At 60.3% G+C, this 26,595-nt stretch carries 20 protein-coding genes; 18 read left to right on the forward strand and 2 right to left on the reverse strand.

Annotation, left to right across the window (positions count from 1 at the left end; translation table 11 throughout):
• Positions 1-71 precede the first annotated feature (71 nt).
• The 15 genes from FIU93_RS14660 (at position 72) to recN (ending at position 19,243) form a co-directional block, all read left to right on the forward strand.
• Positions 72-1,541 carry a UDP-N-acetylmuramoyl-L-alanyl-D-glutamate--2,6-diaminopimelate ligase gene (locus FIU93_RS14660; RefSeq protein WP_152506001.1) on the forward strand — a complete coding sequence of 490 codons (1,470 nt, stop codon included), beginning with the start codon at positions 72-74 and terminating at the stop codon, positions 1,539-1,541.
• Positions 1,538-2,968 (forward strand): UDP-N-acetylmuramoylalanyl-D-glutamyl-2,6-diaminopimelate--D-alanyl-D-alanine ligase, encoded by a 1,431-nt coding sequence (locus FIU93_RS14665; RefSeq protein WP_152506002.1) that lies wholly within the window; start codon positions 1,538-1,540, stop codon positions 2,966-2,968. Before FIU93_RS14660 ends, FIU93_RS14665 begins: the two co-directional genes overlap by 4 nt.
• 10 nt (positions 2,969-2,978) lie before the next feature.
• Entirely contained in the window at positions 2,979-4,064 is a 1,086-nt protein-coding gene (gene mraY / locus FIU93_RS14670; RefSeq protein ID WP_023000490.1) for a phospho-N-acetylmuramoyl-pentapeptide-transferase, read from the forward strand.
• 4 nt (positions 4,065-4,068) lie between these two features.
• Complete coding sequence (murD, locus tag FIU93_RS14675) at positions 4,069-5,469, forward strand: UDP-N-acetylmuramoyl-L-alanine--D-glutamate ligase (protein ID WP_152506003.1); 1,401 nt, start codon at positions 4,069-4,071, stop codon at positions 5,467-5,469.
• Between the two features lies 1 nt (position 5,470).
• On the forward strand, positions 5,471-6,628 hold the full coding sequence (ftsW, locus tag FIU93_RS14680; protein ID WP_023000492.1) for a putative lipid II flippase FtsW: 1,158 nt from the start codon (positions 5,471-5,473) through the stop codon (positions 6,626-6,628).
• A 17-nt stretch (positions 6,629-6,645) separates the two neighbouring features.
• Complete coding sequence (gene murG / locus FIU93_RS14685) at positions 6,646-7,752, forward strand: undecaprenyldiphospho-muramoylpentapeptide beta-N-acetylglucosaminyltransferase (protein ID WP_152506004.1); 1,107 nt, start codon at positions 6,646-6,648, stop codon at positions 7,750-7,752.
• The gene (gene murC / locus FIU93_RS14690; RefSeq protein WP_152506005.1) at positions 7,749-9,149 is read left to right on the forward strand and encodes a UDP-N-acetylmuramate--L-alanine ligase; all 1,401 of its coding nucleotides are present in this window, start codon (positions 7,749-7,751) and stop codon (positions 9,147-9,149) included. Before murG ends, murC begins: the two co-directional genes overlap by 4 nt.
• A gap of 12 nt (positions 9,150-9,161) precedes the next feature.
• The gene (gene murB, locus FIU93_RS14695; RefSeq protein ID WP_152506006.1) at positions 9,162-10,133 is read left to right on the forward strand and encodes a UDP-N-acetylmuramate dehydrogenase; all 972 of its coding nucleotides are present in this window, start codon (positions 9,162-9,164) and stop codon (positions 10,131-10,133) included.
• Positions 10,133-11,059, forward strand: a complete 927-nt coding sequence (locus FIU93_RS14700; protein ID WP_023000496.1) for a D-alanine--D-alanine ligase — start codon at positions 10,133-10,135, stop codon at positions 11,057-11,059. The genes murB and FIU93_RS14700 overlap by 1 nt, the downstream gene beginning before the upstream one ends.
• Positions 11,047-11,961 (forward strand): cell division protein FtsQ/DivIB, encoded by a 915-nt coding sequence (locus tag FIU93_RS14705; RefSeq protein WP_031269118.1) that lies wholly within the window; start codon positions 11,047-11,049, stop codon positions 11,959-11,961. Before FIU93_RS14700 ends, FIU93_RS14705 begins: the two co-directional genes overlap by 13 nt.
• Complete coding sequence (ftsA, locus tag FIU93_RS14710) at positions 11,958-13,280, forward strand: cell division protein FtsA (protein WP_023000498.1); 1,323 nt, start codon at positions 11,958-11,960, stop codon at positions 13,278-13,280. The genes FIU93_RS14705 and ftsA overlap by 4 nt, the downstream gene beginning before the upstream one ends.
• Before the next feature lie 115 nt (positions 13,281-13,395).
• A complete protein-coding gene (gene ftsZ / locus FIU93_RS14715; protein ID WP_152507599.1) occupies positions 13,396-15,174 on the forward strand; it encodes a cell division protein FtsZ in 1,779 nt (592 codons plus the stop codon).
• Between the two features lie 257 nt (positions 15,175-15,431).
• Positions 15,432-16,376: a UDP-3-O-acyl-N-acetylglucosamine deacetylase gene (lpxC, locus tag FIU93_RS14720; protein WP_152506007.1), complete on the forward strand. Its 945-nt coding sequence runs from the start codon at positions 15,432-15,434 to the stop codon at positions 16,374-16,376.
• A 228-nt stretch (positions 16,377-16,604) separates the two neighbouring features.
• Positions 16,605-17,453: an outer membrane protein assembly factor BamD gene (locus FIU93_RS14725; protein WP_051990129.1), complete on the forward strand. Its 849-nt coding sequence runs from the start codon at positions 16,605-16,607 to the stop codon at positions 17,451-17,453.
• Positions 17,454-17,575: 122 nt separating this feature from the next.
• A complete protein-coding gene (gene recN / locus FIU93_RS14730) occupies positions 17,576-19,243 on the forward strand; it encodes a DNA repair protein RecN (protein WP_152506008.1) in 1,668 nt (555 codons plus the stop codon).
• 87 nt (positions 19,244-19,330) lie between these two features.
• Here recN and FIU93_RS14735 read toward each other — a convergent pair whose 3' ends face one another.
• Complete coding sequence (locus FIU93_RS14735; RefSeq protein ID WP_023000503.1) at positions 19,331-19,564, reverse strand: hypothetical protein; 234 nt, start codon at positions 19,562-19,564, stop codon at positions 19,331-19,333.
• 148 nt (positions 19,565-19,712) lie between these two features.
• On the opposite strand from FIU93_RS14735, the gene ligA reads away from it, so the two are divergent.
• Together ligA and FIU93_RS14745 are read left to right on the forward strand one after the other, a co-directional pair.
• Positions 19,713-21,866 (forward strand): NAD-dependent DNA ligase LigA, encoded by a 2,154-nt coding sequence (ligA, locus tag FIU93_RS14740; RefSeq protein WP_152506009.1) that lies wholly within the window; start codon positions 19,713-19,715, stop codon positions 21,864-21,866.
• Between the two features lie 386 nt (positions 21,867-22,252).
• The gene (locus tag FIU93_RS14745; protein ID WP_152506010.1) at positions 22,253-24,691 is read left to right on the forward strand and encodes a UvrD-helicase domain-containing protein; all 2,439 of its coding nucleotides are present in this window, start codon (positions 22,253-22,255) and stop codon (positions 24,689-24,691) included.
• 135 nt (positions 24,692-24,826) lie between these two features.
• On the opposite strand, the gene FIU93_RS14750 is transcribed toward FIU93_RS14745, so the two are convergent.
• Entirely contained in the window at positions 24,827-25,393 is a 567-nt protein-coding gene (locus FIU93_RS14750) for a tetratricopeptide repeat protein (protein ID WP_152506011.1), read from the reverse strand.
• A gap of 139 nt (positions 25,394-25,532) precedes the next feature.
• Between FIU93_RS14750 and FIU93_RS14755 the strand changes: the two genes are divergently transcribed.
• Positions 25,533-26,423, forward strand: a complete 891-nt coding sequence (locus tag FIU93_RS14755) for a 50S ribosomal protein L11 methyltransferase (RefSeq protein ID WP_023000508.1) — start codon at positions 25,533-25,535, stop codon at positions 26,421-26,423.
• Positions 26,424-26,595: the final 172 nt, after the last annotated feature.

A 26,595-nucleotide genomic window follows, 5' to 3' on the forward strand; every position in this document is an offset into this window, starting at 1 on the left:
GGTCGCAGCCGAAATCCGGTTTTCCGAAAAAGCTCATTAATGACGACGCACAAACCGGATGATCGGGTGAGATGGATCTTGAGTATTTAGCTGCCGGGCTGACCTTGCCCGAAGCGGCAGAGGCCCGGAAAATTACGGGGCTGACGGCTGATAGCCGCAAAGTTCAGCCGGGCTTCTTGTTTGCCGCCTTCAAGGGGGCTTCCGTCGACGGGACAAAATTCGCCCCGGACGCAGCAGCGGCCGGGGCAATTGCCATTCTGTGTGCTGAAGAGGCCGCAGATGCAGTGCGTGCACAGGTGCCGAACACGGTTGCCGTTGTCAGTGCCGCAGAGCCTCGTCAGGTTTTTGCAAGAATGGCGGCCCGTTTCTACGGAGCTCAACCTGACACTATCGTTGCCGTCACCGGAACTGCGGGCAAGACATCCGTTGCTCATTTCGCCCGCCAGATTTTCCAGGCCGCCGGTCACCCAGCGGCAAGTCTTGGTACACTGGGTGTTATCAAGCCGGATGGAGAAAGCTACGGCGGCCTGACAACGCCGGACCCGGTTGCCTTGCACAAGCAGTTGGCAGAGCTGGAAGAAGAAGGTGTTAATCACGCGGCGCTTGAAGCTTCGTCGCACGGTCTCGATCAGTACCGGCTGGACGGTGTTCGGCTGACGGCAGCCGCTTTCACCAATCTTGGCCGCGATCACATGGACTATCATCCGACGATCGAGCATTACCTGAATGCAAAACTTCGCCTGTTCAAAGAGTTGCTTCCGTCAGGCGGCACAGTGGTCTGCGATCCGGGTGAGAAATATGCTGACAAGGTCATGGCGGTCGCGCAGGAGCGAGGATTGCCGCTCTTCACGGTCGGAGAAACTGGCCGGAACCTCACCCTGACCGGCCTGAAGCCGATGGGGGCAGGGCAGGAACTGACGATCCAGAGTGCGCGCGGCGAATACAAGGTGACGCTGCCCCTGATCGGTCGCTTCCAGGTTTCCAACGCACTGATTGCTGCCGGTCTCGCGATTGCCGCTGGCATCGACACGGGAACTGCCTTGCGGGCCCTTGAAAACCTGAAGGGGGCTCCGGGCCGTCTTGAACTTGCCGGCAAGACGCCAGCAGGCGGGCTGGTTTTTGTCGATTACGCCCACAAGCCGGACGCGCTTGATAACGCCCTTGCGGCTTTGAAGCCGTTTGCCCGTGGCAAGCTGTCCGTGATCATCGGCGCCGGTGGCGACAGGGACCCCGGAAAACGCGAGCTGATGGGGGAAGTCGCGGCTCGCAGGGCCGATCTGGTTATCGTCACGGACGACAACCCGCGCTCGGAAGACCCGGCGACCATTCGCAAGGCGGTGTTGGGTGGCGCTCCCGATGCAATGGAGATTGGCGACCGGTATGAAGCGATCGCAGAGGGAGTTCGCCGCCTAAAGGATGGCGATATCCTGTGTGTGGCCGGAAAAGGTCACGAAACGGGCCAGATTGTTGGCGACACAGTGATTCCCTTTTCCGATCACGAAGCCGTAAAGCGCGCCATCAGTCTTGAAGGAAACACATGAGCGACCCGCTTTGGACCCTTGATGCCTTTGTTGAAGCTGCCGGTGGCCGCCTTCAGGGTGATGCTGGCGCTGAAATTACCGGTATATCCATAGACAGCCGGACGCTGGAGCCGGGTGATGCATTCGTCGCGATCACCGGCGACCGTCTGGACGGGCACGATTATGTTGCTGCCGCACTAGAAGCCGGCGCATCGGTGGCGCTGGTTGGCGAGGATCGCTTGTCCGATCTGCCCGAAGATGGCCGCTACGTGGTTGTGGATGATCCGCTTGAAGCCATGCGCAAGCTCGGTGTCGCAGCGCGGTCCCGCAGTAATGCCCGGATTGTCGCGGTTACCGGTTCTGTCGGCAAGACCGGCACGAAGGAAGCGCTACGCCTGACACTGACAGAATCCGGCAAGGTTCATGCCTCGGTTGCCTCCTTCAACAATCATTGGGGCGTACCGCTGACATTGGCACGCATGCCCGCCGACACGGATTTCGGTGTCTTCGAGATCGGCATGAACCATGCGGGCGAAATCTCGCCACTGGTAAAGATGGTGCGCCCGCACGTGGTGATCATCACCACCGTTCAGCCGGTACACCTGGAATTCTTCGACAGCGTCGAGCAGATAGCCAAGGCAAAGGCCGAAATTTTCGACGGACTGGAGCCTGGTGGGATTGCGATCCTGAACAAGGACAATCTGCAATTTGACCTGCTGAAGTTTCTGGCAGCTGCTGCCGGTGTTTCAAAAATCCAAACATTTGGCGAAGACCCCTCGGCAGACAGCCATCTCCAGAAGGCCGTTTCCTATCCGGCCGGATCGAGTGTCGACGCCAGCATTCTGGGCCAGGAAATCACGTACAAGATCGGGGCGTCGGGCAAACACCACGTCAAGAACAGCCTGGCGGTCTTGACCGCGGTCGTGGATCTGGGGGCGGATCTTGCAAAAGCAGGACTGGCACTCGATTCCATGCGCGCACCCAAGGGGCGCGGCGAGGTGACCCGTCTGCCCATGCAGAAGGGCGAGTTCAACCTTATCGACGAGAGCTACAACGCCAATCCCGCATCTATGAAGGCAGCACTTGCCGTGCTGGGTGAGGCGCCTGTCACAAGGCCGGGTCGCCGTATTGCCGTCATTGGAGACATGCGCGAACTGGGGACCGATGCCGACCGTTTGCATGCGGAGTTGCTCCAGCCGATTACCGACGCCGATATCGACGCGGTCTATTGCGCGGGCCCGCACATGCATGCGCTCTGGAAGCTGCTGCCGCATGACCTGCGCGGACACTACTGCGAAGAAGCAAAAGATCTGGAAGACGTGCTTTTGGGCGACGTCCGTTCCGGTGATGTTGTTATGATCAAGGGATCGCTCGGAACCCGGATGGGCCCGCTTGTCGAGGCCTTGAAAAAAGAATATCCGCCTGCGGACGACACCGCAGCGGCGTAAGGGGCATTGGATGTTTTATTTCTTGGGGCAATTCGCGGATCAGATTTCAGCGCTGAACGTGTTCCGTTACATCACTTTCCGAACCGGTGGCGCGATCATGACCGCGCTGTTTTTCGTTTTCCTGTTCGGACCGAAAATCATCGCCAGTCTTCGGATCCGGCAAGGGCATGGGCAGCCGATCCGCGCCGACGGACCTGAAAGCCATCTGCTGACCAAGAAAGGCACGCCCACCATGGGCGGGTTGATGATCCTGTCAGGGGCCCTGGTCGCGGCATTGCTTTGGTCGGATCTTTCCAACCCTTACGTCTGGGTGGTCATCGGCGTCACCCTCGGGTTCGGCGGCATCGGTTTTTATGATGACTACCTGAAGGTCACCAAGTCCTCGCACAAGGGATTTGGCGGCAAGGCCCGGTTGGGCCTGGAGTTCCTGATCGCGGGCGGCGCCGCCTTCGCGGTTACCCTTCTGGATGTGTCCGAATACTCGGAAGCGATCACCTTTCCCTTCATCAAGGATCTGACGCTCAATCTCGGTCTTTTCTTCATTCCCTTCGCGGCCTTCGTGATGGTTGGCGCGGGGAACGCGGTCAACCTGACCGACGGTCTCGATGGTCTGGCAATCGTACCGGTGATGATCGCCTGCGCTTCCTTCGGCCTGATTGCCTATCTTTCCGGTAATGCGGTTTTTGCCAGCTATCTCCAGATCCACCACGTTGCCGGCACAGGCGAACTTGCTGTCATCTGTGGTGCCGTGATTGGCGCGGGTCTCGGCTTCCTGTGGTTCAACGCCCCTCCGGCCGCCATCTTCATGGGTGACACCGGATCACTTGCTCTCGGCGGCATGATCGGCGCGATCGCGGTTGCCACCAAGCACGAGATTGTTCTGGCCATCATTGGAGGCCTCTTCGTGCTCGAAGCCGTGTCGGTCATCGTGCAGGTGTTCTCGTTCAAGCTGACCGGCAAGCGGGTCTTCCGCATGGCGCCGATCCACCATCATTTCGAGATCATGGGCTGGACCGAAAGCCAGGTGGTGATCCGCTTCTGGATCATTTCCGTCGTGCTTGCCCTGCTCGGCCTCGCAACCTTGAAGCTGAGGTAGGCGCATGATCCCGGTCACCACATTCGACGGCAGAAAGGTTGCCCTGTTCGGGCTCGGCGGGTCCGGGCTTGCAACGGCGCGCGCGCTGAAGGCGGGTGGTGCGGATGTGGTCTGTTTCGACGACAACGAAGCCCGGGTCGCACAAGCTGCCGGCGAGGGGCTTGCAACGCAAAACCTTCGGGACCTTGACTGGTCGGACGTTGCCGCACTGGTTCTTGCTCCCGGTGTGCCGCTGACCCATCCGGTGCCGCATTGGTCGGTGGAGCTGGCGCGTGATGCGGGCGTCGAGATTGTCGGCGATGTCGAGCTTTTCTGCCGTGAGCGACGCAAACAATGCCCGTCCGCGCCGCTGATTGCGATTACCGGTACCAATGGCAAGTCGACAACCACCGCCCTGATCGCGCATCTCCTGAAGGCCCTGGGCCGGGACGTGCAACTCGGCGGTAACATCGGGACGCCGGTTCTGGAGCTCGATCCTCCGCAACCCGGTCGGCACTATGTGGTGGAGTGCTCTTCCTACCAGATCGATCTGGCGCCGACCCTGGATGCAACGGTCGGCATTCACATGAACCTGTCGCCGGATCATCTCGATCGTCACGGGTCCATGGAAAACTACGCCGCTATCAAGGAGCGACTTGTCGCCGGTGCCAAGGTCGCGGTTGTGGGAGTTGACGACCGGTTGTCCTCAGCAATTGCCGACAGGCTTGAACTTGCACGCAAGCCCGTGTGCCGGATCGCTGGTGAGAAGGAACTCACCAACGGTATCTACGCTCGCCACGGGCGACTGATCGAGGCGCATGACGGTAGCCAGATCGAAGTGGCGCTGCTTGGCGGGATCGACAGCCTCCGCGGTGACCACAACGGCCAGAATGCGGCGGCAGCCTTCGCGGCTCTGCGTGCGCTGGAAATTCCGGCAGCGCAGATCGCAGAAGTCCTCAAGACCTTCCCGGGACTTCATCACCGCATGGAAGTGGTGGAGAAGAAGGGCCGGGTTCTCTATATCAACGATTCCAAGGCTACCAACGCTGACGCTGCAGCCAGAGCATTGGCAAGTTTCGACCGGATCTACTGGATCGCGGGCGGCCGGGCCAAGGCGGGCGGTATCTCCTCGCTGGACGAATATTTCCCGAAGATCGCCAAGACCTTCCTGATCGGAGAGGCGGCTCAGGATTTCGCCAAGACGCTGGATGGCCGCGTGCCCTTCAAGATCAGCGGAACGCTGACCCAGGCGGTGCAGGACGCCGCTGCCGAGGCGGCAGAGGACGGTGCGGCGGAAATCGCCATACTTTTGTCGCCCGCCTGTGCGAGCTTCGACCAATTCCCGAATTTTGAACTGCGGGGCGCTGCTTTTGTAGATGCGGTGCGTGCCTTGCCCAATTCCGGCAATACCCAGGAGGTCGCCTGATATGGTTTCGCGCGCCGATCGCAGCCGCTTTGCGGAATGGCTCTGGACAGTGGACCACTATCTGCTTGCCGCCTTCAGCCTGCTGATGGTTGGCGGTGTGGTGCTTTCGTTTGCAGCCAGTCCACCGGTTGCTGAACGCATCGGCGTTGAAACCTTCTATTTCGTCAAGCGACAGGCCATGTTCCTGATCCCGGCCCTGACGATCATGCTTGCCGGCTCGCTTATGACGCCGCGCATGGTCCGGCGAGCGGCACTCATCCTGTTCATCGTGTCACTGCTGATGATGGTTGCCACCCTGTTCCTGGGGTTTGAGGCCAAGGGTGCGAGGCGCTGGATCTATATCGCCGGGCTGTCGATACAGCCGTCCGAATTCCTGAAGCCTGCCTTCGTGATCCTGATCGCCTTCCTTCTGTCGGAAAGCGGCCGCCGGCGCGAGGTGCCTGGAGTGCTCTTCGCCTTCGTGCTCTTTGCGGTTTGCGCGGCTCTCCTGATCGCCCAGCCGGACTTCGGTCAGACCATGCTGCTCGGCCTGGTCTGGGCAGGGCTGTTCTTTCTGAACGGGATTTCCTGGCTCATCATCATGGCGCTTGGCGTCATCGGGATCGTCGGTCTGTTTGCCGCGTATGCCTTCCTGCCGCACGTGACCAACCGCGTGGACCGGTTCCTCGACCCGAGCTCCGGTGACACTTTCCAGATCGATACGGCCAAGGATTCCTTTCTTGCAGGTGGGTGGCTGGGCCGTGGTCCGGGGGAGGGCACCGTCAAGCGGATCCTGCCTGACAGCCACACAGACTTCATCTTCGCCGTTGTCGGCGAGGAGTTCGGCGTAATCGCCTGTCTGCTGCTTGTCTCCGTCTTTGCATTCATCGTCTTGAGAGGCCTGCGTCACGCCAGCCGTGATCAGGATGCTTTCAGTCGTCTTGCCACAGCAGGACTGACCGTGCTGTTCGGCCTGCAGGCGACCATCAATCTCGCGGTGAACCTTCACCTCATTCCGTCCAAGGGCATGACCCTGCCTTTCGTTTCCTACGGCGGGTCGTCGCTCTTGTCGTCCGCCATGACCGCTGGTGCCATTCTGGCGCTCACGCGCAGGCGGCCGCAGCCGTCGCGCGGTGATGTCGTCACGGTGAGCCGGCTTTCACCCTCTTCCCTGATGTAAGGCCCCAAGCCGCACTCATGAGCAAAACTGTTTTACTGACGGCCGGCGGAACGGGCGGCCACCTCTTCCCCGCACAGGCGCTGGCCAGCGAGTTGAACCGGCGCGGCTGGATCGTGGAACTTGCAACCGACGAACGGGCCGACAAATACGGCAGCGCTTTTCCCGCTCGCAAGGTTCACATCATCGCCTCGGAGACCATCCGGGGGCGCAATCCTTTCCTGCTGGCGAAGACTGCAGTGAAACTGTTTCTTGGAACGCTGCAGGCACGCAAGGTGATCAAGGCCTTGAAGCCGGATGTCGTGGCCGGGTTTGGTGGTTATCCGACATTTCCGCCGATGTATGCTGCCCGGCTCACGGGCACGCCCTCCATTCTGCACGAAGCAAACGGCGTCATGGGGCGAGCCAACCGCCTGTTGGCGAAGGGCGTGACCGCCATTGCCACAAGCGTGCCGATCGAAGATCTACCGACGGATTTCAAGGCCAAGCTGACTGAAACGGGCAACCCTGTTCGGGACGCCGTCCTCGCGGCTGCGGAGTTGCCCTACTCGGCACCGCTCACTGGGGGAACGTTCAACCTGCTGGTCTTCGGCGGATCCCAGGGCGCGCGCTTCTTTTCCGACCTTTTGCCGCCGGCGCTTGAAAAACTGCCTGCCGACATCCGCGCCCGTTTGCGGATCGTGCAGCAGTGCCGTCCGGAGGACATGGAGCGGGTACAGGCAGTTTACGACAGTCTGGGCGTTCAGGCCGAATGCGCGCCGTTCTTCCAGGACATGCCACAGCGGATTGCCCAGGCGCATCTGGTGATCTGCCGGTCCGGTGCGTCGTCGGTCAGCGAGCTCAGTGTTCTTGGTCGTCCCTCCATCCTGGTACCGTTGCCCGGAGCCATTGATCAGGACCAGGCAGCCAATGCCAAGGTGCTTGAAAAAGCAGGTGGTGCCTGGCCGATCCGTCAGGTCGACCTTTATCCGGAGCGGTTGGCCCAGGAAATCACCCGATTCATGAATGCACCCGAAATGCTGGGCGAAGCAGCGCAAAAGGCGCGCAGCGTCGCCAGGCCTGACGCGGTGAAAAGACTTGCCGACCTTGTCGAGAAGGTCGCAGCAAAACAAGGAGAACGGCCATGAAGATGCCGCAGGATATCGGACCGGTTCATTTTGTCGGCATCGGCGGTATCGGCATGAGCGGGATTGCCGAAGTGCTGAAGACCCTCGGCTACACGGTGCAAGGCTCGGACATGGCGGAAAACGCCAATGTTCAGCGCCTGCGTGACAACGGCATCAAGGTTTCCATTGGCCATGCCGCAGAAAACCTCGGCGATGCCGAGGTGCTGGTCGTGTCTTCCGCCATCAAGAAGGACAACCCTGAACTGGTCGCGGCCCGTGAAAAGCTGATCCCTGTGGTGCGGCGGGCGGAAATGCTGGCCGAGCTGATGCGCTTCAAGCAGGCGATCGCCGTTGGCGGCACACATGGCAAGACCACGACCACATCGATGGTGGCCGCTCTTCTCGATGCCGGCGGTCTGGATCCGACGGTGATCAACGGCGGTATCATCAATGCCTATGGCACCAATGCCCGCATGGGCGAGGGTGACTGGATGGTTGTCGAGGCAGACGAGAGCGACGGCACCTTCGTCAAGTTGCCGGCTGATGTCGCCATCGTCACAAACATCGATCCGGAGCATCTGGATCACTACGGCGATTTCGCTGGCGTACGCGCTGCCTTCCGGCAGTTCGTTGAAAATGTACCCTTCTACGGCTTTGCCGTCATGTGTCTCGACCATCCCGAAGTCCAGACGATGATCGGGACCATCGAAGACCGGCGTGTCGTCACCTATGGCGCCAATCCGCAGGCCGACGTTCGCTACACCGATGTGTCGATGGATGGTGGCAAGTCGATCTTCTCCGTGACCCTTCGTGACCGCCGCAGCGGGCAGGTGATCGAACTGAATGACCTGACGCTGCCGATGCCGGGCCTTCACAACGTTTCGAATGCCACCGCGGCTATCGCGGTTGCCTCGCAGCTGGGTGTCGAGGCGGACGATCTCAGAAAAGGCATTGCGGCCTTCGGCGGCGTCAAGCGGCGCTTCACGCACACCGGTACGGTGGGCGGCGTTCAGATATTCGACGATTACGGCCACCACCCTGTTGAAATCAAGGCCGTGCTCCATGCGGCGCGCGAGTCGACCAAAGGCAAGGTAATCGCGGTGATGCAGCCGCATCGTTATTCGCGCCTGCACAGCCTGTTCGATGATTTCTCGAACTGCTTCAACGATGCGGACGCGGTGATTATCGCTCCTGTCTACGCCGCGGGGGAGCAGCCGATCGAGGGAGCGGCACATACCGATCTCGTCTCGGGCATGAAGACCCGCGGTCACAGGAACGTTCGGTCGATCGAGGGCCCGGAAGAGCTGCCGGCGCTTGTCAAGGAACTGGCCGAGCCGGGCGACTTCGTGGTTTGCCTCGGGGCCGGCAACATTACCCAGTGGGCATACGCGCTGCCGAAACAACTGGAAGAGCTTTAAGGAGGACGTCACATGGCGTTTCCCGATCTGCTGGAGCAGTATCCGGAGCTTGCCGAAGGTATCGGCGGCAAGCTGACGGCCAACCAGCCACTGTCTGCGGTCACGTGGTTCCGCACTGGTGGTCCCGCGCAGTTGATGTTCCAGCCGGCGGATGAAGACGACCTTGCTGCCTTCCTGAAAAAGCTGCCGAAAGATGTTCCGGTGCTGCCGGTAGGGCTGGGTTCCAACCTGCTGATCCGTGACGGCGGCCTGAAGGGCGTTGTCATTCGCCTGAGTGCAAAGGGCTTCGGTTCCATCGAGGAAGTCGGCGGTAACAGGTTGAGGGCAGGGGCGGCCGTGCCGGACAAGCGTCTGGCGGAAGCTGCGGCCAAGGCCGGTCTCGGCGGTTTTGCGTTTTACACAGGTATTCCTGGCGGTCTGGGCGGTGCGCTGCGCATGAATGCGGGCGCTCACGGCACGGAAACCCGCGAGCGCATGGTGGAGCTGACCGCGGTCGACCGGGACGGTAACCGCCATGTTCTGACGAATGAGGACATGGGCTATGCCTATCGCCACTCGGAGGCTTCGAAAGACCTGATCTTTACCTCCGCCGTCTTTGAAGGCGTGCCGCAGGACGAAGCCTCGATCCGGCAGGAAATGGCCGACGTTGTCGCCCACCGTGAACGGGCGCAGCCGATCCGTGAAAAGACCGGCGGATCCACCTTCAAGAACCCGCCCGGTACGTCGGCATGGAAAGAGGTCGACGCGGCAGGCTGCCGTGGCCTGACCGTCGGTGGAGCGCAAATGTCCGAAATGCATTGCAACTTCATGATCAATACCGGAACGGCCACCGGACATGATCTCGAACTGCTTGGGGAAACCGTGCGCGCGCGCGTGCTGGCGCACAGCGGCATCCGCCTGGAGTGGGAGATCAAGCGCCTGGGTGAATTTGGTGCACAGGGGGCTATCGAGCCATTTCTGGGCAAGGAAGGGGAGGCTGCCTGATGGCAAGCAAACATGTCGCTGTTCTGATGGGGGGCTGGGTTAACGAGCGTCCTGTAAGCCTCGCCAGCGGCAAGGGCTGCGCCGATGCGCTGGAAGAAGCCGGCTACCGGGTCACCAGGGTCGACGTTGACCGCAATATTTCCGCTGTTCTCAAAGATTTGAAGCCCGATGTGGTCTTTAACGCTCTTCACGGTCCCTTCGGCGAGGATGGCTGCGTTCAGGGAATATTAGAAGTTCTTAACATCCCGTACACACATTCTGGTGTGCTCGCCTCGAGCCTTGCAATGAACAAGGTGAAGGCAAAAGCGGTGATGAATGCAGCCGGAATTCCGGTCACGGAACACCTTGTTGTCAACCGCCGGGAGATCACCCGCGAGCATCCGATGAAGCCGCCATATGTGCTGAAACCCATCAACGAGGGATCGAGCTTCGGGGTGCTGATTGTCAAGGAAGATCAAGAGTTTCCGCCACAGGAACTGGGTCGGGAGGACTGGCCTTACCCTGACGTTCTGATGTGCGAAAAGTTCATCAGCGGGCGGGAGCTGACCTGTGCCGTCATGGATGATACGGCCCTGGGCGTCATCGACATAGTGCCGTTAGGTCACGGCTTCTACGATTACGACGCAAAATATGCACAAGGCGGTTCAAAACACATTCTTCCTGCAAAAATTTCACCGATTGTTTACCAAACCATAGAGACACTAGCAGTTAAGGCGCATCAGGCTCTGGGTTGCCGCGGTGTTTCCCGCGCCGACTTCCGATTCGATGAAAAGGAAGACGGATCCGGAGAGCTGATTTGCCTAGAAGTGAACACGCAGCCAGGCATGACGCCGACTTCTCTTGTGCCCGAAATGGCGGCCCACAAGGGGATGAGTTTCAAGGACCTGGTCAGCTGGATGGTTGAGGACGCGAGTTGCTGTCGATAAGGCGCAAACATTACCGGGACGCGATGACCCCGCTGGAGGCTGAACTGGCTCCGCGCGGGCGCGGTGTGCCGCGTTTGCACCGCCAGCCGGTGTGGCGTTCGGCCGGGCGCCTGGCAGATCTGCCACGCTGGTCCGGATCTGCTGCTGCGCTGACTTTCTTAACCTTAACAATTGGTTATGGAATAGTCATAGGGGGGCACGGCCGGCTTGTTGCCGACAGTCTCCTGTCCGCTGCTGGTTTCGGCATCGAGGCCGTCAAGCTGTCCGGCCAGCGTGAAATCAACGAGTTCCAGATCCTGGAAGCGCTGGAAATTCACGAAGGTTCCTCGCTCGCCCTGTTCGACGCAAATAGCGCTCGCGAGCGTCTTAACGAGATGGCCTGGGTGAAGAGCGCTTCGGTGATGAAGCTCTATCCGAGCACGCTGCAGATCAACATCGAGGAACGCGTGCCCTATGCGCTGTGGCAGCGCGGCGACATGGTCTCGATCGTAAACGAATCAGGTGACGTGATCACCGACGAGGTGGATGGGCGTTATGCCAATCTGCTGCTTGTCGTGAACCACGGTGCTCAGCGCCGGGCATCCGAGATCAACACCGCGCTGGAGAAGGTTCCGGGCCTGCGTCCGCGCGTGCGCGCGGCGTTCCTGATCAGCGATCGCCGCTGGGACCTGCAGCTTGAGAACGGGATTTCGATCCGCTTGCCCCAAGACAACATCGACGCCGCCTTGGCAGATCTGGTGAAAATGGATGAAGAAAGCGGGCTTCTGTCCCGGGATATCGTTGCCATCGACATGCGTCTGGCAGACCGCGTGACCGTGCGCCTCTCCGACGAGGCTGCCGAACAGCGCAAGGTCATGACGGGCGGCAAGGGCCGCTCAGGCAAAAAGGAGCGTGACACATGAGCCGCTCCGACAACAACCTCTACCTGCCGAAGATGCGGCCGCTGCCGAGCCGTCGTGCCGTCATCATGTCGGTTCTGGACGTGGGCTCCACGAAGGTCTGCTGCCTGATCGCCAAACTGGTGCCGCAGGAAGAAAAGGCAATTCTTTCCAGCCGCTCCCACAAGGTGGAAGTGCTGGGGTACGGTTACCAGCGCTCGCGCGGGATCAAGTCCGGCGTCGTTGTCGACATGGATGCTGCCGAACAGGCCATCCGTCTGGCAGTCGACAGTGCCGAGCGCATGGCCGGCGTGACGGTCGAGTCGCTGATCGCAAACATCAGCTGCGGACGCCTGCAGAGCGAGATCTACAGCGCCAATGTTCCGCTGGCAGGCGACAGCGTGTCTGAAGCCGATATCCAGCGGGTGCTTTCCGCCGGTTCCAGCCACTCGGTGACCGATGGCCGGGCCGTCACACACGCCTTGCCGATCTCCTATTCGCTGGACGGCAGCCGCGGCATCCGCGATCCGCGTGGCATGATGGGCCACAAGCTGGGCGTCGACATGCAGGTCGTGACGGCGGAAGTTCCGCCTGTGCGCAATCTGGAACTGTGCATCAACCGCGGTCACCTTCATGTGGAAACCATGGTGGCGACGCCGTTTGCCAGTGGCCTGTCCACCATCGTGGATGACGAAGCCGAGCTTGGCGTCGCCTGCATCGACATGGGCGGCGGCACGACGACACTGTCGGTCTTCGTCGATGGCCACATGGTGCACCTGGATGCGATTGCCGTTGGCGGCAATCACGTCACCACCGATATCGCCCGCGCTTTCGCAACCCGTCTGCAGGATGCGGAGCGCCTGAAAACCCTTTACGGCTCGCCGCTGGCGTCCAGCTCGGACGATCGTGACATGCTCACGGTGCCGCCGCTGGAAAGCGACAGCGACCTGCCGAACCAGATCCCACGCTCGGCGTTGACCCGGGTTATCCGGCCGCGCGTGGAAGAAATCCTTGAACTCGTGAGGGATCGGCTTACGGCGTCCGGCTTTGCCGGGCGTGTCGGTAAGCAGATCGTTCTGACCGGGGGCGCAAGTCAGCTCACGGGTCTTGGAGAAGTTGCGCGTCACATCCTGGGGCGCAACGTCCGTCTTGGCCGGCCTCTAGGCGTCGCCGGTCTTCCCGAGGCTGCCAAAGGTCCGGCTTTTGCCGCCGCTGTCGGTCTCTTGATTTATCCGCAGGTCGCTCAGATCGAACAGTTCGAACACAAGAACCGGAGATCAGGGTGGGGCGGGCAATCTGGTTACCTGGCCCGCGTGGGCCAATGGATCAGGGAAAGCTTCTGACGACATGAGCCAAGAAGACGACATCCAGGAAGTTGAGCTGCCAGAAATGGCAGAGGAGATTAGGGAAGAAGAGGCTACTCCCGTACCGGGGGCGCCAGTGGGTCGCGAGGATAATATGACCATCAACCTGAAGATGCCCGACATTCAGGAGCTGAAGCCACGCATTACGGTCTTCGGCGTCGGCGGCGCGGGCGGAAACGCCGTCAATAACATGATCACTGCAGGTCTCCAGGGCTGCGACTTCGTCGTTGCCAACACGGATGCCCAGGCACTGGCCATGAACCATTCAGACAGGCTCGTCCAGATGGGCGTGGCCGTGACTGAAGGTCTTGGCGCAGGCTCCCAGCCGGAAGTCGGCTGCGCGGCTGCCGAGGAAGTGATCGACGAAATCAACGATCACCTGTCCGGATCGCACATGGTGTTCATCACCGCCGGCATGGGCGGTGGAACCGGCACCGGTGCCGCACCCGTTATCGCACGGGCGGCACGCGAGCAGGGTATACTGACGGTAGGTGTGGTGACCAAACCGTTCCAGTTCGAAGGCGCTCGCCGTATGCGGATCGCCGATTCCGGTATCGAGGAACTGCAGCGGAGTGTCGACACACTGATCGTCATTCCGAACCAGAACCTGTTCCGGATTGCCAATGCCCAGACCACTTTCGCCGACGCATTCGCGATGGCCGACCAGGTGCTCTACTCGGGTGTTGCCTGCATCACTGACCTGATGGTGAAGGAAGGTCTCATCAACCTCGACTTCGCCGACGTTCGCTCCGTGATGCGCGGCATGGGCAAGGCCATGATGGGCACCGGCGAAGCCAGCGGCGAAAAGCGTGCACAGCAGGCGGCGGAAGCTGCCATTGCCAACCCGCTGCTCGACGAATCCTCGATGAAGGGCGCAAGAGGCCTGCTCATCTCCATTACCGGCGGCAACGACCTGACGCTGTTTGAAGTGGATGAAGCGGCTACCCGCATCCGCGAGGAAGTTGACGCCGACGCCAACATCATTCTGGGCGCGACCTTCGACGAGACGCTGGATGGTCTCATCCGCGTGTCCGTCGTTGCAACCGGCATTGACAGGGAGGAAGGCCTTGCGGCCAACACGTTTCCCGGAACAGCATCTCAGCCTGTAAAGGCGGAAGCTCCGGTCGCAAGCCGGACGCCGGAAATCAACACTCAGCGCCCGGCCGCTCTGGCTGAAAAGGCACATGCCGAAAATGCCGCTGCCAAGGCCGTTGCCAATCTGGAACGGGAACTTGCCATTCCGGATCCGCAGCCGGTCGCCGTTGCAAGCGATCCGGCTGTCGAGATCAAGAAGGTGCAGCCGGCAGCAGGTTCGCTTGCAGCCAAGCCGCAGATGCTCGACATCGAAGACGAAGCCCGGGCACCTGTTGCAGAAGACATGCCGGTCAGCCAGCCTTACATTCCGCCGGTTGCCGCCGAGCATAACCCTGCACCGCGCATGCCGCGGGTGGAGGATTTCCCGCCGATCGCTCAACGTGAAATCCAGGCAAAGCAGCAGACTGCAAATGTAGCCCAGCCTCAGCAGGCCGTTGCCCAGCAGCGTCCTCAGCAGCCTGCTCCGGCACCGAGCTATGAAGAGCACGCTGAAGACGACCGCCGCCCGATGGGGCTGCTGCGTCGCCTTGCAAGCGGCCTTGGCCGCCATCACGAAGAAGATCAGGAACATGACATGGCTGCCGCACCGGTTGCCCGTCCTGCTCCGCAGATGCAGCCGGCCCAGCAGGCCGCCCCGCGTGCGCCCCAGCAACGTCCCGCAACCCATGGCGCTGCAGGCCAGCTGGACAACACCGGGCGGGCAACGCCGAAGCCGGTAACTGCAACAGAAGACGAACAGTTGGAAATTCCGGCGTTTCTTCGCCGTCAGGCCAACTGATTCGAGACCCGATCATCTTCCCTGATCGTTACAGCCCGGAGTTCACGCTCCGGGCTGTTTCCGTAACGGAACAAATTCCCGTTTTAATTCAGTGATTTGAAAGCCTGTGAATCGTTACAAATCGTAATAAAGCTTTATTTCGCCCAATTGGGGTTCGGGACTATGTTCCCAGCCAACGCGGGATCGTTAAAAGTCCGTAACCCTTTAAGGGCAAATAGAGGGCTTGTTTCCGCCGCAAACCGGAAGGGCAGGGTTTTATGACCGCATATGTTGACCGACAGACGACGCTAGCCGATCAGGTGACCCTGAACGGGATTGGCGTTCATTCGGGCAAACCCGCGTCGATCACTCTCGTACCGGCCGAAGCTGGTGTGGGGATTGTGTTCACCCGCACCGACCAGGAAAACTCCACCGAAGTTCCGGCCCTCTGGAACAAGGTATCCGCAACAGCACTTTGCACCGTTCTCGGCGATCCTTCCAGTGAAGGCGTCGCGACCGTTGAACATCTCATGGCAGCTCTTTTCGGCATGGGTGTCGACAACCTGGTCGTGGAAATCGACGGTCCGGAAATGCCGGTCATGGACGGCAGCAGCGTTGCGTTTGTCGAAGCAATCGAGCAAATCGGCCTGAAACGCCTGGACCGGGGACGCCGGTACCTGAAGGTGAAGAAGACCGTTCGTGTCGACAACGGCACGGCATGGTGCGAACTGCACCCCTACAACGGCACCAAGTTCGATATCACCATCGACTTCGACACGCCGCTGATCGGTCGCCAGCAGTTCTCTTCCGACATCACGCCGGACGTGTTCCGTGACGAGCTTTCCCGTGCGCGCACCTTCGGCTACGTGAAGGATGTCGAGCAGCTTTGGAAAATGGGCTTTGCCCTGGGATCGTCGCTGGAAAATTCCGTGGCGATTGCCGAGGACAAGGTTCTCAATCCGGAAGGCACCCGCTGGCCGGACGAGTTTGCACGTCACAAGGCGCTGGACGCGGTTGGCGACCTGGCTCTTGCCGGTCTGCCGATCCTGGGTCTTTACCGCTCCTACAAGGGCGGGCACAAGATGAACCATGCGATCCTGGTCAAGCTGTTTGAAGATCCGAGCGCGTTCGAAATCGTCGAGTCGCCCGCATTCCGCAAGGTCGGCCAGGTCGACAAGGGCGGTATCGCAGCCGCTGCTGCTTTCGGGCCTGACGTCTCCTGATATAATTTTGATCGGCCGCTTTGATGAAGCGGCCGTTTTCTTTTCGGCGGAATTCGGAACCTATTTGGACCGGTTGCCATAAAATTGCTCAAAAAAACCGTCAGATGGCCGATGAGGACGTGACGGGGACCGGTGATTTCCGCTAAACACTCCTGTCGATAAATTTGCAAGGCCGCATGACATGGGCCTTAGGGGCCGGAAAGGTCCGGGAGTATAGGCGTGAACGGAATGGATACTGGTTCTGAAGTGAACAGAGCCAAACACATGAAAACCTTCCTGAGATTGGCCGTTCTGGCTGTACCGCTTGCGCTTGCCGCATGCGGCGGCAAGGACGATCTGGATGAGCTGGCACTCAACGATACGCCGCCGGAAGTTCTGTTCAACGAAGGCCTGTCCCTGCGCGCGCAAGGCAAACTGCGCGATTCGACCCAGAAATTCGAAGAGCTCGACAAGCTCTATCCCTATTCTGAATACTCCAAGAAGTCGCTGGTGAACCTGGCGTTCCTGAACTACTCGCGCGGCAAGTACACGGAAACCGTAACTGCGGCGAAGCGGTTCGTGACGCTCTATCCGGGGGACGAGGATTCAGCCTACATGCTGTATCTCGCCGGTCAGGCCTATTTCCGCCAGATGCCGGACATTACCCGCGACCAGGCCGTGACCCGGAAGGCAGCCGGTGCGTTCAACGAGCTGATCCAGCGCTTCCCGGAATCGGAATATGTGCCGGATGCCGAAAGCAAGCTGCGCATCGTGCATGACCAGCTTGGCGGCAAGGAAATGCAGGTCGGTCGCTTCTACCTGAAAAAGCGCAACTACATCGCGGGGATCAACCGCTTCAAGACGGTTGTCGTCGATTACCAGACCACGCGGCATGTGGAAGAAGCTCTGTTCCGCCTGACCGAAGCCTACTACGCGCTCGGTGTCGTCAACGAAGCGCAGACGGCCGCAGCCGTGCTCGGGCACAACTACCCGGACAGCCAGTGGTACAAGGATGCCTATTCGCTGCTCAACAAGGGTGGGTACGAGCCTTCCGAAGACAGCGGCAGCTGGATCAGCCGCGCCTTCAAGAGCATCTGACGCCTGGTTTAATCCCGAAATGGCTTCAGCCTCGCAAATGAGGTTGAAAAGGCCCAAACAGGCTCTTTCAAGACGCTTCGGTCCTCCTATATGGTGGGCCGAACTTTAAGGAGCATCCCTTCATGCTGGTCGCGCTGTCTATCCGTGACATCGTTCTGATCGACCGTCTTGACCTCGAATTTGCCGCCGGCATGTCGGTTCTCACCGGCGAAACCGGTGCGGGCAAATCCATCCTTCTCGACTCCCTGTCGCTGGCACTCGGCGCGCGTGGTGATGCCGATCTCGTGCGTCATGGCGAGGCGCAAGGGCAGGTGACGGCTGTCTTTGATGTGGCGGCGGATCATCCCGTTCGCATGTTCCTGCGCGAGAACGATGTCGACGATGATGGCGACATCATCCTGCGCCGTATCCAGACCTCCGATGGCCGCACCCGGGCCTTCGTCAACGATCAACCCGTCAGTGCAGGACTGCTGCGCCAGGCGGGCGCGCTGCTGGTGGAAATCCACGGACAGCACGATGACCGCGCCCTGGTTGACCCGGAAAGCCACCGGGCTCTTATTGATGTTTTCGGAGGGCTGACGGCCGAAGCCGAGGCCGTAGCACAGGCCTTTGCCACCTATCGCGCTGCCGACAAGGCGGTGACAGATCACGAGAAACGTATAGAAGCCGCGCGCAACGAAGCTGATTTCCTGCGTGCTGCCGTCGATGAACTGTCGGCCCTCAAGCCGGAAACCGGCGAAGAGGAGCAACTGGCTACCCGGCGAACGGACATGATGGCGGTCGAAAAGATTGCCGGTGATCTGAACGAAGCCTTTGAAACCTTGAACGGCACTGCGTCGCCAATCCCGGAACTGGCCAGCTTGCTGCGACGTCTGGAACGCAAGGCCGACCAGGTGCCCAATCTGCTTGGTCAGCCTGTCCGCACGCTTGCAGAGGCGATGGATCTTCTAGAAGAAACCCGCGGCGGACTGGAAAGCGCATTGCGTGAGACCGAATATGATCCACGCGAACTGGAAGCTGTCGAAGAGCGGTTGTTTGCGCTTCGTGCTGCCTCCCGCAAGTTCTCGGTGCCGGTTGACGAGCTGTCCGCCCTGTGTTCCCGTATGAGCGGCGATCTGGCCGATCTCGATGCCGGTGAAGACAAGTTGGCGGCGCTGGTGAGTGCTGCTGGAAAGGCCCGCGCCGAATACGACAAGAAGGCAGCCAGCCTCTCGGACAAGCGGCGAAAGACAGCCAAGGCACTGGAAAAGGCTGTTGAAATGGAGCTGCCCGACCTAAAGCTGGAGCGGGCAAAATTCATCGTCGAAGTGGAAAGCAATCCGGAAAGCCGCAGCCGTTCGGGCATCGATCAGTTGGAGTTCCATGTCCAGACGAACCCAGGCACGAAGCCGGGGCCGATGATGAAGGTTGCGTCCGGTGGCGAGCTTTCCCGTTTCCTCTTGGCACTGAAGGTGTCTCTCGCCGACAAGGGCTCTGCCCCGACGCTGGTTTTTGACGAGATCGACACAGGTGTGGGCGGTGCAGTGGCCGAGGCCATCGGCCTGCGTCTGGCACGACTTGCCGGCAGCGTTCAGGTTTTGACGGTTACCCATGCCCCGCAGGTGGCAGCTCGCGCTGCAGGGCATTTCCTGATCGCCAAGGAAGCGACCAAGAAGGACCGGGTGGCAACACGCGTTCAGCGTATTGATGAAGACCACCGCAGCGAGGAAATCGCCCGGATGCTTGCCGGCAGTGTTATCACGGAAGAAGCCCGCGCCGCGGCGCGCCGGCTGCTGACGGCTGCGGAATAGGAAATAGGATCCGGCGCGGTGGACAAAAAAAGGGCGGGTTAGCCGAAGCTCCCGCCCTGTGGTGCAGTTTTCAAATGAGAAATGGTCTTACGGCTCCTTGACGAGCGGTGCTTCCTTCATGTCAGGCAGCTTCAGTTCACCTTCGCCCAGATTGGGCACATTCAGCTCGATGCTCAGCTCTTCGTCGTTCGTGAAAAAGCCATTGGCATAGAGCAGGCCGCCTGCGATCAGCGCGACGACAAGCGCTCCGGCCATGAACCAGCCAGCGCTGTTGCCGTTCGTCTTCTCGACATAATGCGTTTCACGGTCCTGATAAGCCATTCGTGTCTCCTCATTCCAACATTGACCAGCATCGAGTTTTGCCGGTTCGATGTGCTATCAACGCTTGAGCCCGCCATTCGGTTCCGGTATCCGATTTAATCCGGTCATCAACCCGGTCTCTCCCGCTGACACATTTCGTGAAGACATCATGACTGACACTTCCTTCGCCCATACCGACATCGACGCCCTGACGCAGGAAGAAGCACAGGTCGAGCTGAAACGGCTGGCGGCGGAAATCGCCGAGCATGACCGCCGCTATCACCAGGAAGATGCCCCGGTGATCTCGGATGCGGACTATGACGCCCTGCGCCGGCGGAACGCGTCCATCGAGGCCCGGTTTCCCAATCTCATTCTTGAAGACGGTCCCTCTGCGCAGGTGGGGGCGGCCCCAGCGTCCGGTTTCGGCAAGATTACTCACCGGGTGCCGATGCTGTCGCTGGACAATGCGTTCAACGATGACGACGTCCGGGACTTCGTCGGCCGCGTGCGCCGGTTTCTGAAGTTCGATCCGCTGATGGGGGCTCTGGCGGTTACCGCGGAGCCGAAGATCGACGGTCTGTCGCTGTCTCTTCGGTATGAAAACGGCACTCTGGTTTACGCCGCAACGCGAGGTGACGGCACCACAGGTGAAAACGTCACCGAGAACGCGAAGACGATCAAGGATATTCCGGAGAATTTGTCCGGCACGGTGCCGGGTGTCGTTGAAGTGCGCGGCGAAGTCTATATGGCGCACAAGGATTTTCAGGCGCTGAACGAGCGTATGGCAGCCAATGGCGGAAAGGTTTTTGCCAACCCGCGCAACGCTGCGGCGGGCTCTCTGCGCCAGCTGAAGTCCGAAATCACGGCCTCCCGCCCGCTGCGGTTCTTCGCTTATGCCTGGGGCGAGATGAGCGAGCTGCCGGAAGACACCCAGTTCGGCATGGTCAAGCAGCTGGAAGGCTGGGGCTTCCAGGTCAACCCGCTGATGAAACGCTGCGAAACCGTGGAAGAGCTTCTCGGGGTCTATCACGGCATCGAGGAAAGCCGTGCCCAGCTCGATTATGATATCGATGGGGTGGTCTACAAGGTCGACCGGCTGGACCTGCAGGAACGCCTCGGCTTTGTCTCGCGGTCACCCCGGTGGGCGATCGCTCACAAGTTCCCGGCCGAACAGGCTTACACCATTCTCAACGACATCGAGATCCAGGTTGGCCGAACAGGTGCCCTGACGCCGGTTGCCAAGCTGGAGCCGATCACGGTGGGCGGTGTCGTCGTTTCAAACGCGACCCTCCACAACGAAGACTATATCAAGGGCATTGGCCAGGACGGAGAGTCGATCCGCGGCGGCAAGGATCTTCGTATCGGTGACACGGTGAAGATCCAGCGTGCCGGCGACGTCATTCCGCAGATTGTCGACATCGATCTGGACAAACGCCCCGATGGGGCGGAAGCCTTCGAGTTTCCGACTGTCTGCCCCGCCTGCGGCAGCCACGCGGTGCGCGAGGAAAAGGAAAAAACCGGGCGCCGCGATGCGGTGCGCCGCTGCACCGGCGGTCTGATTTGCCCGGCCCAGGCAACGGAAAAGCTCAAGCATTTCGTCTCGCGCAATGCCTTCGACATCGAAGGCTTCGGCGACAAGCAGGTCGACGCCTTCTACAAGGAAGGCCTTGTGATGGCGCCGGCGGACATCTTCACGCTGGAGGAGCGGGACAAACGCTCTCTCACCAAGTTGCGCAACCGGGAAGGTTGGGGGGCCGTTTCGGCGAAGAACCTTTTCGAGGCAATCAACGCGCGGCGAGAGATTGACCTTCATCGTTTCATCTTCGCCCTGGGCATCCGTCACGTGGGCGAGGGCAACGCCAAGCTTCTGGCACGTGCCTATGGCTCCTGGGCGGTGTTCTATGCAGCCATGAAGGCGGCGCATGACACGGCGGGCGAAGCCTGGACAGAGCTCAATGACATCGACGGCATCGGCCATATCGTTGCCGAGGCGCTGGCGGAGTTCTTTGCCGAGCAACACAATCTCAACCAGCTCGACGCGCTTCTGGTCGAGGTGTCACCCAAGGACGCTGAAAAGATCAACGCCTCCGGCTCACCGGTCGCAGGCAAGACAGTGGTTTTCACCGGCTCGCTGGAGCGCATGACCCGCGACGAAGCCAAGGCCATGGCCGAACGCTTTGGTGCCAAGACGGCAGGCTCCGTGTCGAAAAAGACCGATCTCGTGGTGGCCGGTCCCGGTGCTGGTTCAAAGCTGAAAAAGGCGCAGGAGCTGGAGATCGAGGTTATTTCCGAGGGTGATTGGTTCGATCTGGTGGGGGCCTGAGCGGGTATTCCCTTCGTGTTTTGTCATCCGGGTTAGAGCCGGGACAGAGGCATTTTGCTCCACCGGTGCCTGCGTCTACTGGATCCCCGCCTGCGCGGGGATGACAAGAGAGGCTTCAAGACATGCCTTTGCCCGTTGTCATCCCGGTTTGACGCGTAGCGGCAAGACCGGGATCCAGTACCTCCTGTGCTCGCTGGAACCGCAAACCTCTGGGGTTCCTGAAATCTGTCGCGGCTTTGTCAAAGGAGGCGGCCTCACGCAGTTGCCGGTTCAAATAAGAAAAGCCCGCTTCTTGTCCCCACCAAATCGGTCATTCCTGCCTCGCCAGCGCCGGTATGTTGCTATATTGTTCTCAAAACAAGCGCTTGAAACCGGACCAGTAAACCATGACCGACCCGGACGGGTACGACGATTCCTTTGACGATCCATTCCAGCCTATCGGCACGCGGGCGGAGTCCGCGCCTGCTCCCGCGCGGCCGCAAGGTGGGATCGCGGCCAGGGCGATGGCGGCACGGCGGGCACCGGACTATCTGACGGGGCTGAACCCGGAGCAGCGGCTGGCGGTGGAAACGACCGAAGGGCCGGTTCTGGTGCTGGCTGGTGCCGGTACGGGCAAGACTCGCGTGCTGACAACACGCATTGCCCATATCCTGGCAACCGGCTTGGCGCGGCCGTCCGAAATTCTGGCTGTCACGTTCACCAACAAGGCTTCGCGCGAGATGAAGGAACGCATTGCCGGTTTTGTCGGCGGCAATGTGGAAGGCATGGCGTGGCTCGGCACGTTCCACTCCATCTGTGTAAAGATCCTGCGCAAGCATGCCGAACTTGTCGGCTTGAAATCGTCCTTCTCGATCCTCGACACCGATGATCAGATCCGCCTTATCAAGCAGATCATCCAGGCCGAAGGGCTGGACGACAAGCGCTGGACGGCCAAGGCCTTTGCCGGGATGCTGGATGGTTGGAAAAACCGGGCTCTTGGGCCAAAGGATATCCCGGAAGGCGAGGCGCGGGCGTTTGCCAACGGCAAGGGCCGAAAGCTCTACGAGGAATATCAGGAGCGCCTGTCGATCCTGAACGCGGCCGATTTCGGTGACCTGCTTTTGCATGTCATCACGCTGTTCAAGACCCAGCCGGATGTCCTCAAGGAATATCAGCGCCGCTTCCGCTACATGCTGGTGGACGAATATCAGGACACCAACATCGCGCAGTACCTGTGGCTGCGGCTGCTGGCCCAGGGCAACCCGAATGTCTGCTGTGTCGGTGATGATGACCAGTCGATCTACGGCTGGCGCGGCGCGGAAGTCGATAACATCCTGCGCTTCGAACATGACTTCAAGGGCGCTGTCGTCATTCGCCTGGAGCGCAATTACCGCTCGACCAGCCATATCCTGGCTGCCGCATCCCATCTGATTGCCTTTAACGAAGGCCGTCTCGGCAAGACGCTGTTCACAGATTTCGAGGAACCCGACCACGACCTGGTGTCGGTGGCCTCCGTCTGGGACAGCGAAGAAGAAGCGCGCACCATCGGCGACGAGATCGAGACCCTTCAGTCGCGAGGTCATTCGCTCAATGAAATGGCGGTTCTGGTGCGGGCATCCTTCCAGATGCGCGAGTTCGAAGACCGGTTTGTCACGCTGGGGCTTAATTACAGGGTCATCGGCGGTCCGCGCTTTTATGAGCGCATGGAAATCCGCGATGCCATGGCCTATTTCCGCTGTGTCGCGCAGCCCGCGGACGATCTGGCGTTTGAGCGCATTGTCAACACGCCGAAGCGCGGTCTTGGCGATGCGACGCTGAAACTGGTCCATGGCGTTGCCCGGGCAGAGCGTATTCCACTGATGCAGGCGGCAAGCCAGCTTATCGATACCGAAGAACTGAAGCCAAAGCCACGCAACGCGCTGAAGTCCGTGCTCGACAACTTCGAGCGCTGGCGGCGTCAGCTCGACCAGATGAAACACACCGAACTGGCGGAAATCATCCTCGACGAGAGCGGCTACACCGAGATGTGGCGCCAGGACCGGTCGGCGGAAGCACCCGGACGGCTCGACAACCTGAAGGAACTGATCCGGTCGATGGACGAATTTGAATCCATGGCCGGTTTCCTGGAGCATATTTCCCTCGTCATGGACCGGGACAGCGCGGATGCGACCGACGCCGTATCCATCATGACGCTGCACTCGGCCAAGGGGCTGGAATTCGACACGGTTTTCCTGCCCGGCTGGGAAGAGGGGCTGTTTCCCCACCAGCGCGCGCTGGATGAATCCGGTCGCGCCGGTCTGGAGGAAGAGCGTCGGCTGGCGTATGTCGGCATCACCCGGGCGAAGAAACGCGCAAAGCTCTATTTCGCGTCCAACCGGCGTATTCACGGCCTCTGGCAGTCCACCGTTCCCTCACGGTTTCTGGACGAGCTGCCGCCGGACCATGTCGAGATTGCCGAAGCTTCGTCCAGCTATGGCGGCTATGGTGGTGGCGGTTACGGACCGTCCCGGTTCGACAGTCATGATCCCTTCGACAAGGGCAGCTACTCCACGCCGGGCTGGCAACGTGCGCAGCGTGCCAAGCAGTCCTCCAGCGGATTTTCCGATGGCGGCGGCCGTGGGTATCAGTCCGCGCGGCAAAAGCGTCAGGGGCCGTTGACCATCGAAGGAGAGCTGGTGGCGAAATCCGTCAGTGACACGCCATCGCAATTCTCTCTGGGCGAGCGCGTGTTCCACATCAAGTTCGGCTATGGCGCCATCAAGTCGATCGAGGGAAACAAGCTGACCATCGACTTTGAAAAGGCAGGGGTGAAGAAAGTCATCGACAGTTTCGTCGAACGTCACTGACCGGCTGGTTGCAAGAACTTGTCCGGTGCACTGCTTCTGACGTCTACGCTCCGATAGAACCGGGAATTTGGTCTCGCACCTGATGTATTCTTGGGTTGGCCCCAAAGCCTGAGACACTTTGCGCCTGGGGCCGTTCTAGAGATCGACACCTTGCGGTTTGATCAGCATGTCGCGTTCCTTCAGGTAAGGATGTATACTGACGGCCTCACGCAGCACTTCCTGGCCCAATTGCACCCTGCCGAGCGTCATGAAGATGATTGCCTTGCCGGACAAGGCGCCAAAGTGCCGTGGTTCCAGGGCAAGGGCGCGTTCGATATCTTCGAGGCTGGCTTCGTAATTACCCTGCAGGAAGAGGATGAAGGCACGCTGGTTCCAGCCTTCCGAGTAATCCGGTGCTTCTTCCACGACCGTGTCGAGCAGATCCTTCGCACCCTGAAAGTCATAGGATCCTCGTTTACGCATGGCTTCGTCCACTTTCTGCCGGATCTCCGGCGTGGGGGCGGCATCCAGCCAGGTGTGCCAGATACTATCCTCGATCTTGCTGGCCGCCTCTTCATTCGGAGCGTTCTTCAAGGCTTCAAACAGTTGATCCTGCTCGGACGTTGCCCAGGCGGGGAGGATGAGAAGCTGGAGGCAAAGAAGGGCAGCAACCAGACATCCGGTCACTTGCAGCCAGTTTAGGTGCGAACGGGGGCAAGTCATGGGTGTTTCCTCGCATTTCCCAATGAAATGGGGCACAGACCCGGTTTGCCCAGTCCCGGGGCCGTTTCAAGCTGGCATCGCTGGCCGCTTCCCGCTATACCGCACGCCTTGACCCCAATAACCACAGGCGCGAGCGGCGATGAAAACCATCCGGGTGCGGATCACGGCTGAAGAACTGGAAGCCAAGCGGATCTCCGAGATCCTTGAACGGGCGTTTGAGGACGACGGCAATCCGGTGACCATCTATGAAGCAACGCCGGACGGACGCCTGTGGGCGGCTGAAATTCTTCTGTTCGACATGGAGCCGGAAGAGGCGGCTGCGACGGTGCGCGACCGTGTCGGCGCCGATGCATTTGCCGCGCCGCTGGAAGCAGAAGAACTGCCGGATATCAATTGGGTCGAGAAGAGCCTGGAAGGGCTGAAGCCGGTAAAGGCCGGTCGTTTCGTTGTTCACGGCAGCCACGATAGGGACAAGGTTCCAGGTGGGGCCATCGGCATCGAGATCGAAGCCGCGCTTGCCTTCGGAACCGGTCACCATGGCACGACCGCGGGTTGCCTGGAGGAAATCGACAGGCTTTTGTCCATGCGCGCGTATGACAGCATTCTCGATCTTGGAACGGGAACAGGCGTGCTGGCAATCGCCGCTGCGCTTCAATCCCGCCAGTTGGTTCTTGCAACCGATATCGACCCTGTTGCGACGAAAACAGCGCTGGAAAACGCCCGGCTCAACGGTGCGGGGCATCTTGTTCGTGGCTTTACCGCCAACGGAATTGAAGACCGCCGCTTCCGTCTCTTTGGTCCGTTCGATCTGGTGATCGCCAACATCCTGGCGCGGCCGCTGATGAAGATGGCGAAGTCCATCGGTGAACGCATGACGCCGACCGCAACCCTTGTGCTGTCCGGCCTCAGGGTGGAAGACGGTCCCCGGATCCTGTTCGCCTACGGTTGTCAGGGGTTCATTCTGGACAGGCGCGGCGAAAAGGACGGCTGGTTGACGCTTACACTTGTGCGGGGACGTAAACAGGCCTGACCGCGTCCGCCATCTGCCAGGAAACAGCGATGATCATGTTCTCGCCTGCAAGGCGCTTGTCGTCGCCAGGCTCCGCAGGATGAGGGAAGGGGAGAGCCGTTTCTTACATTCTGGTGCCCGGAAATCTTGACTGCAGATACAAAAAGACCCGCCGAAATTTTCGGCGGGTCTT

The sequence above is a fragment of the Labrenzia sp. THAF35 genome, from assembly GCF_009363595.1.
GTDB lineage: Bacteria > Pseudomonadota > Alphaproteobacteria > Rhizobiales > Stappiaceae > Roseibium > Roseibium algicola.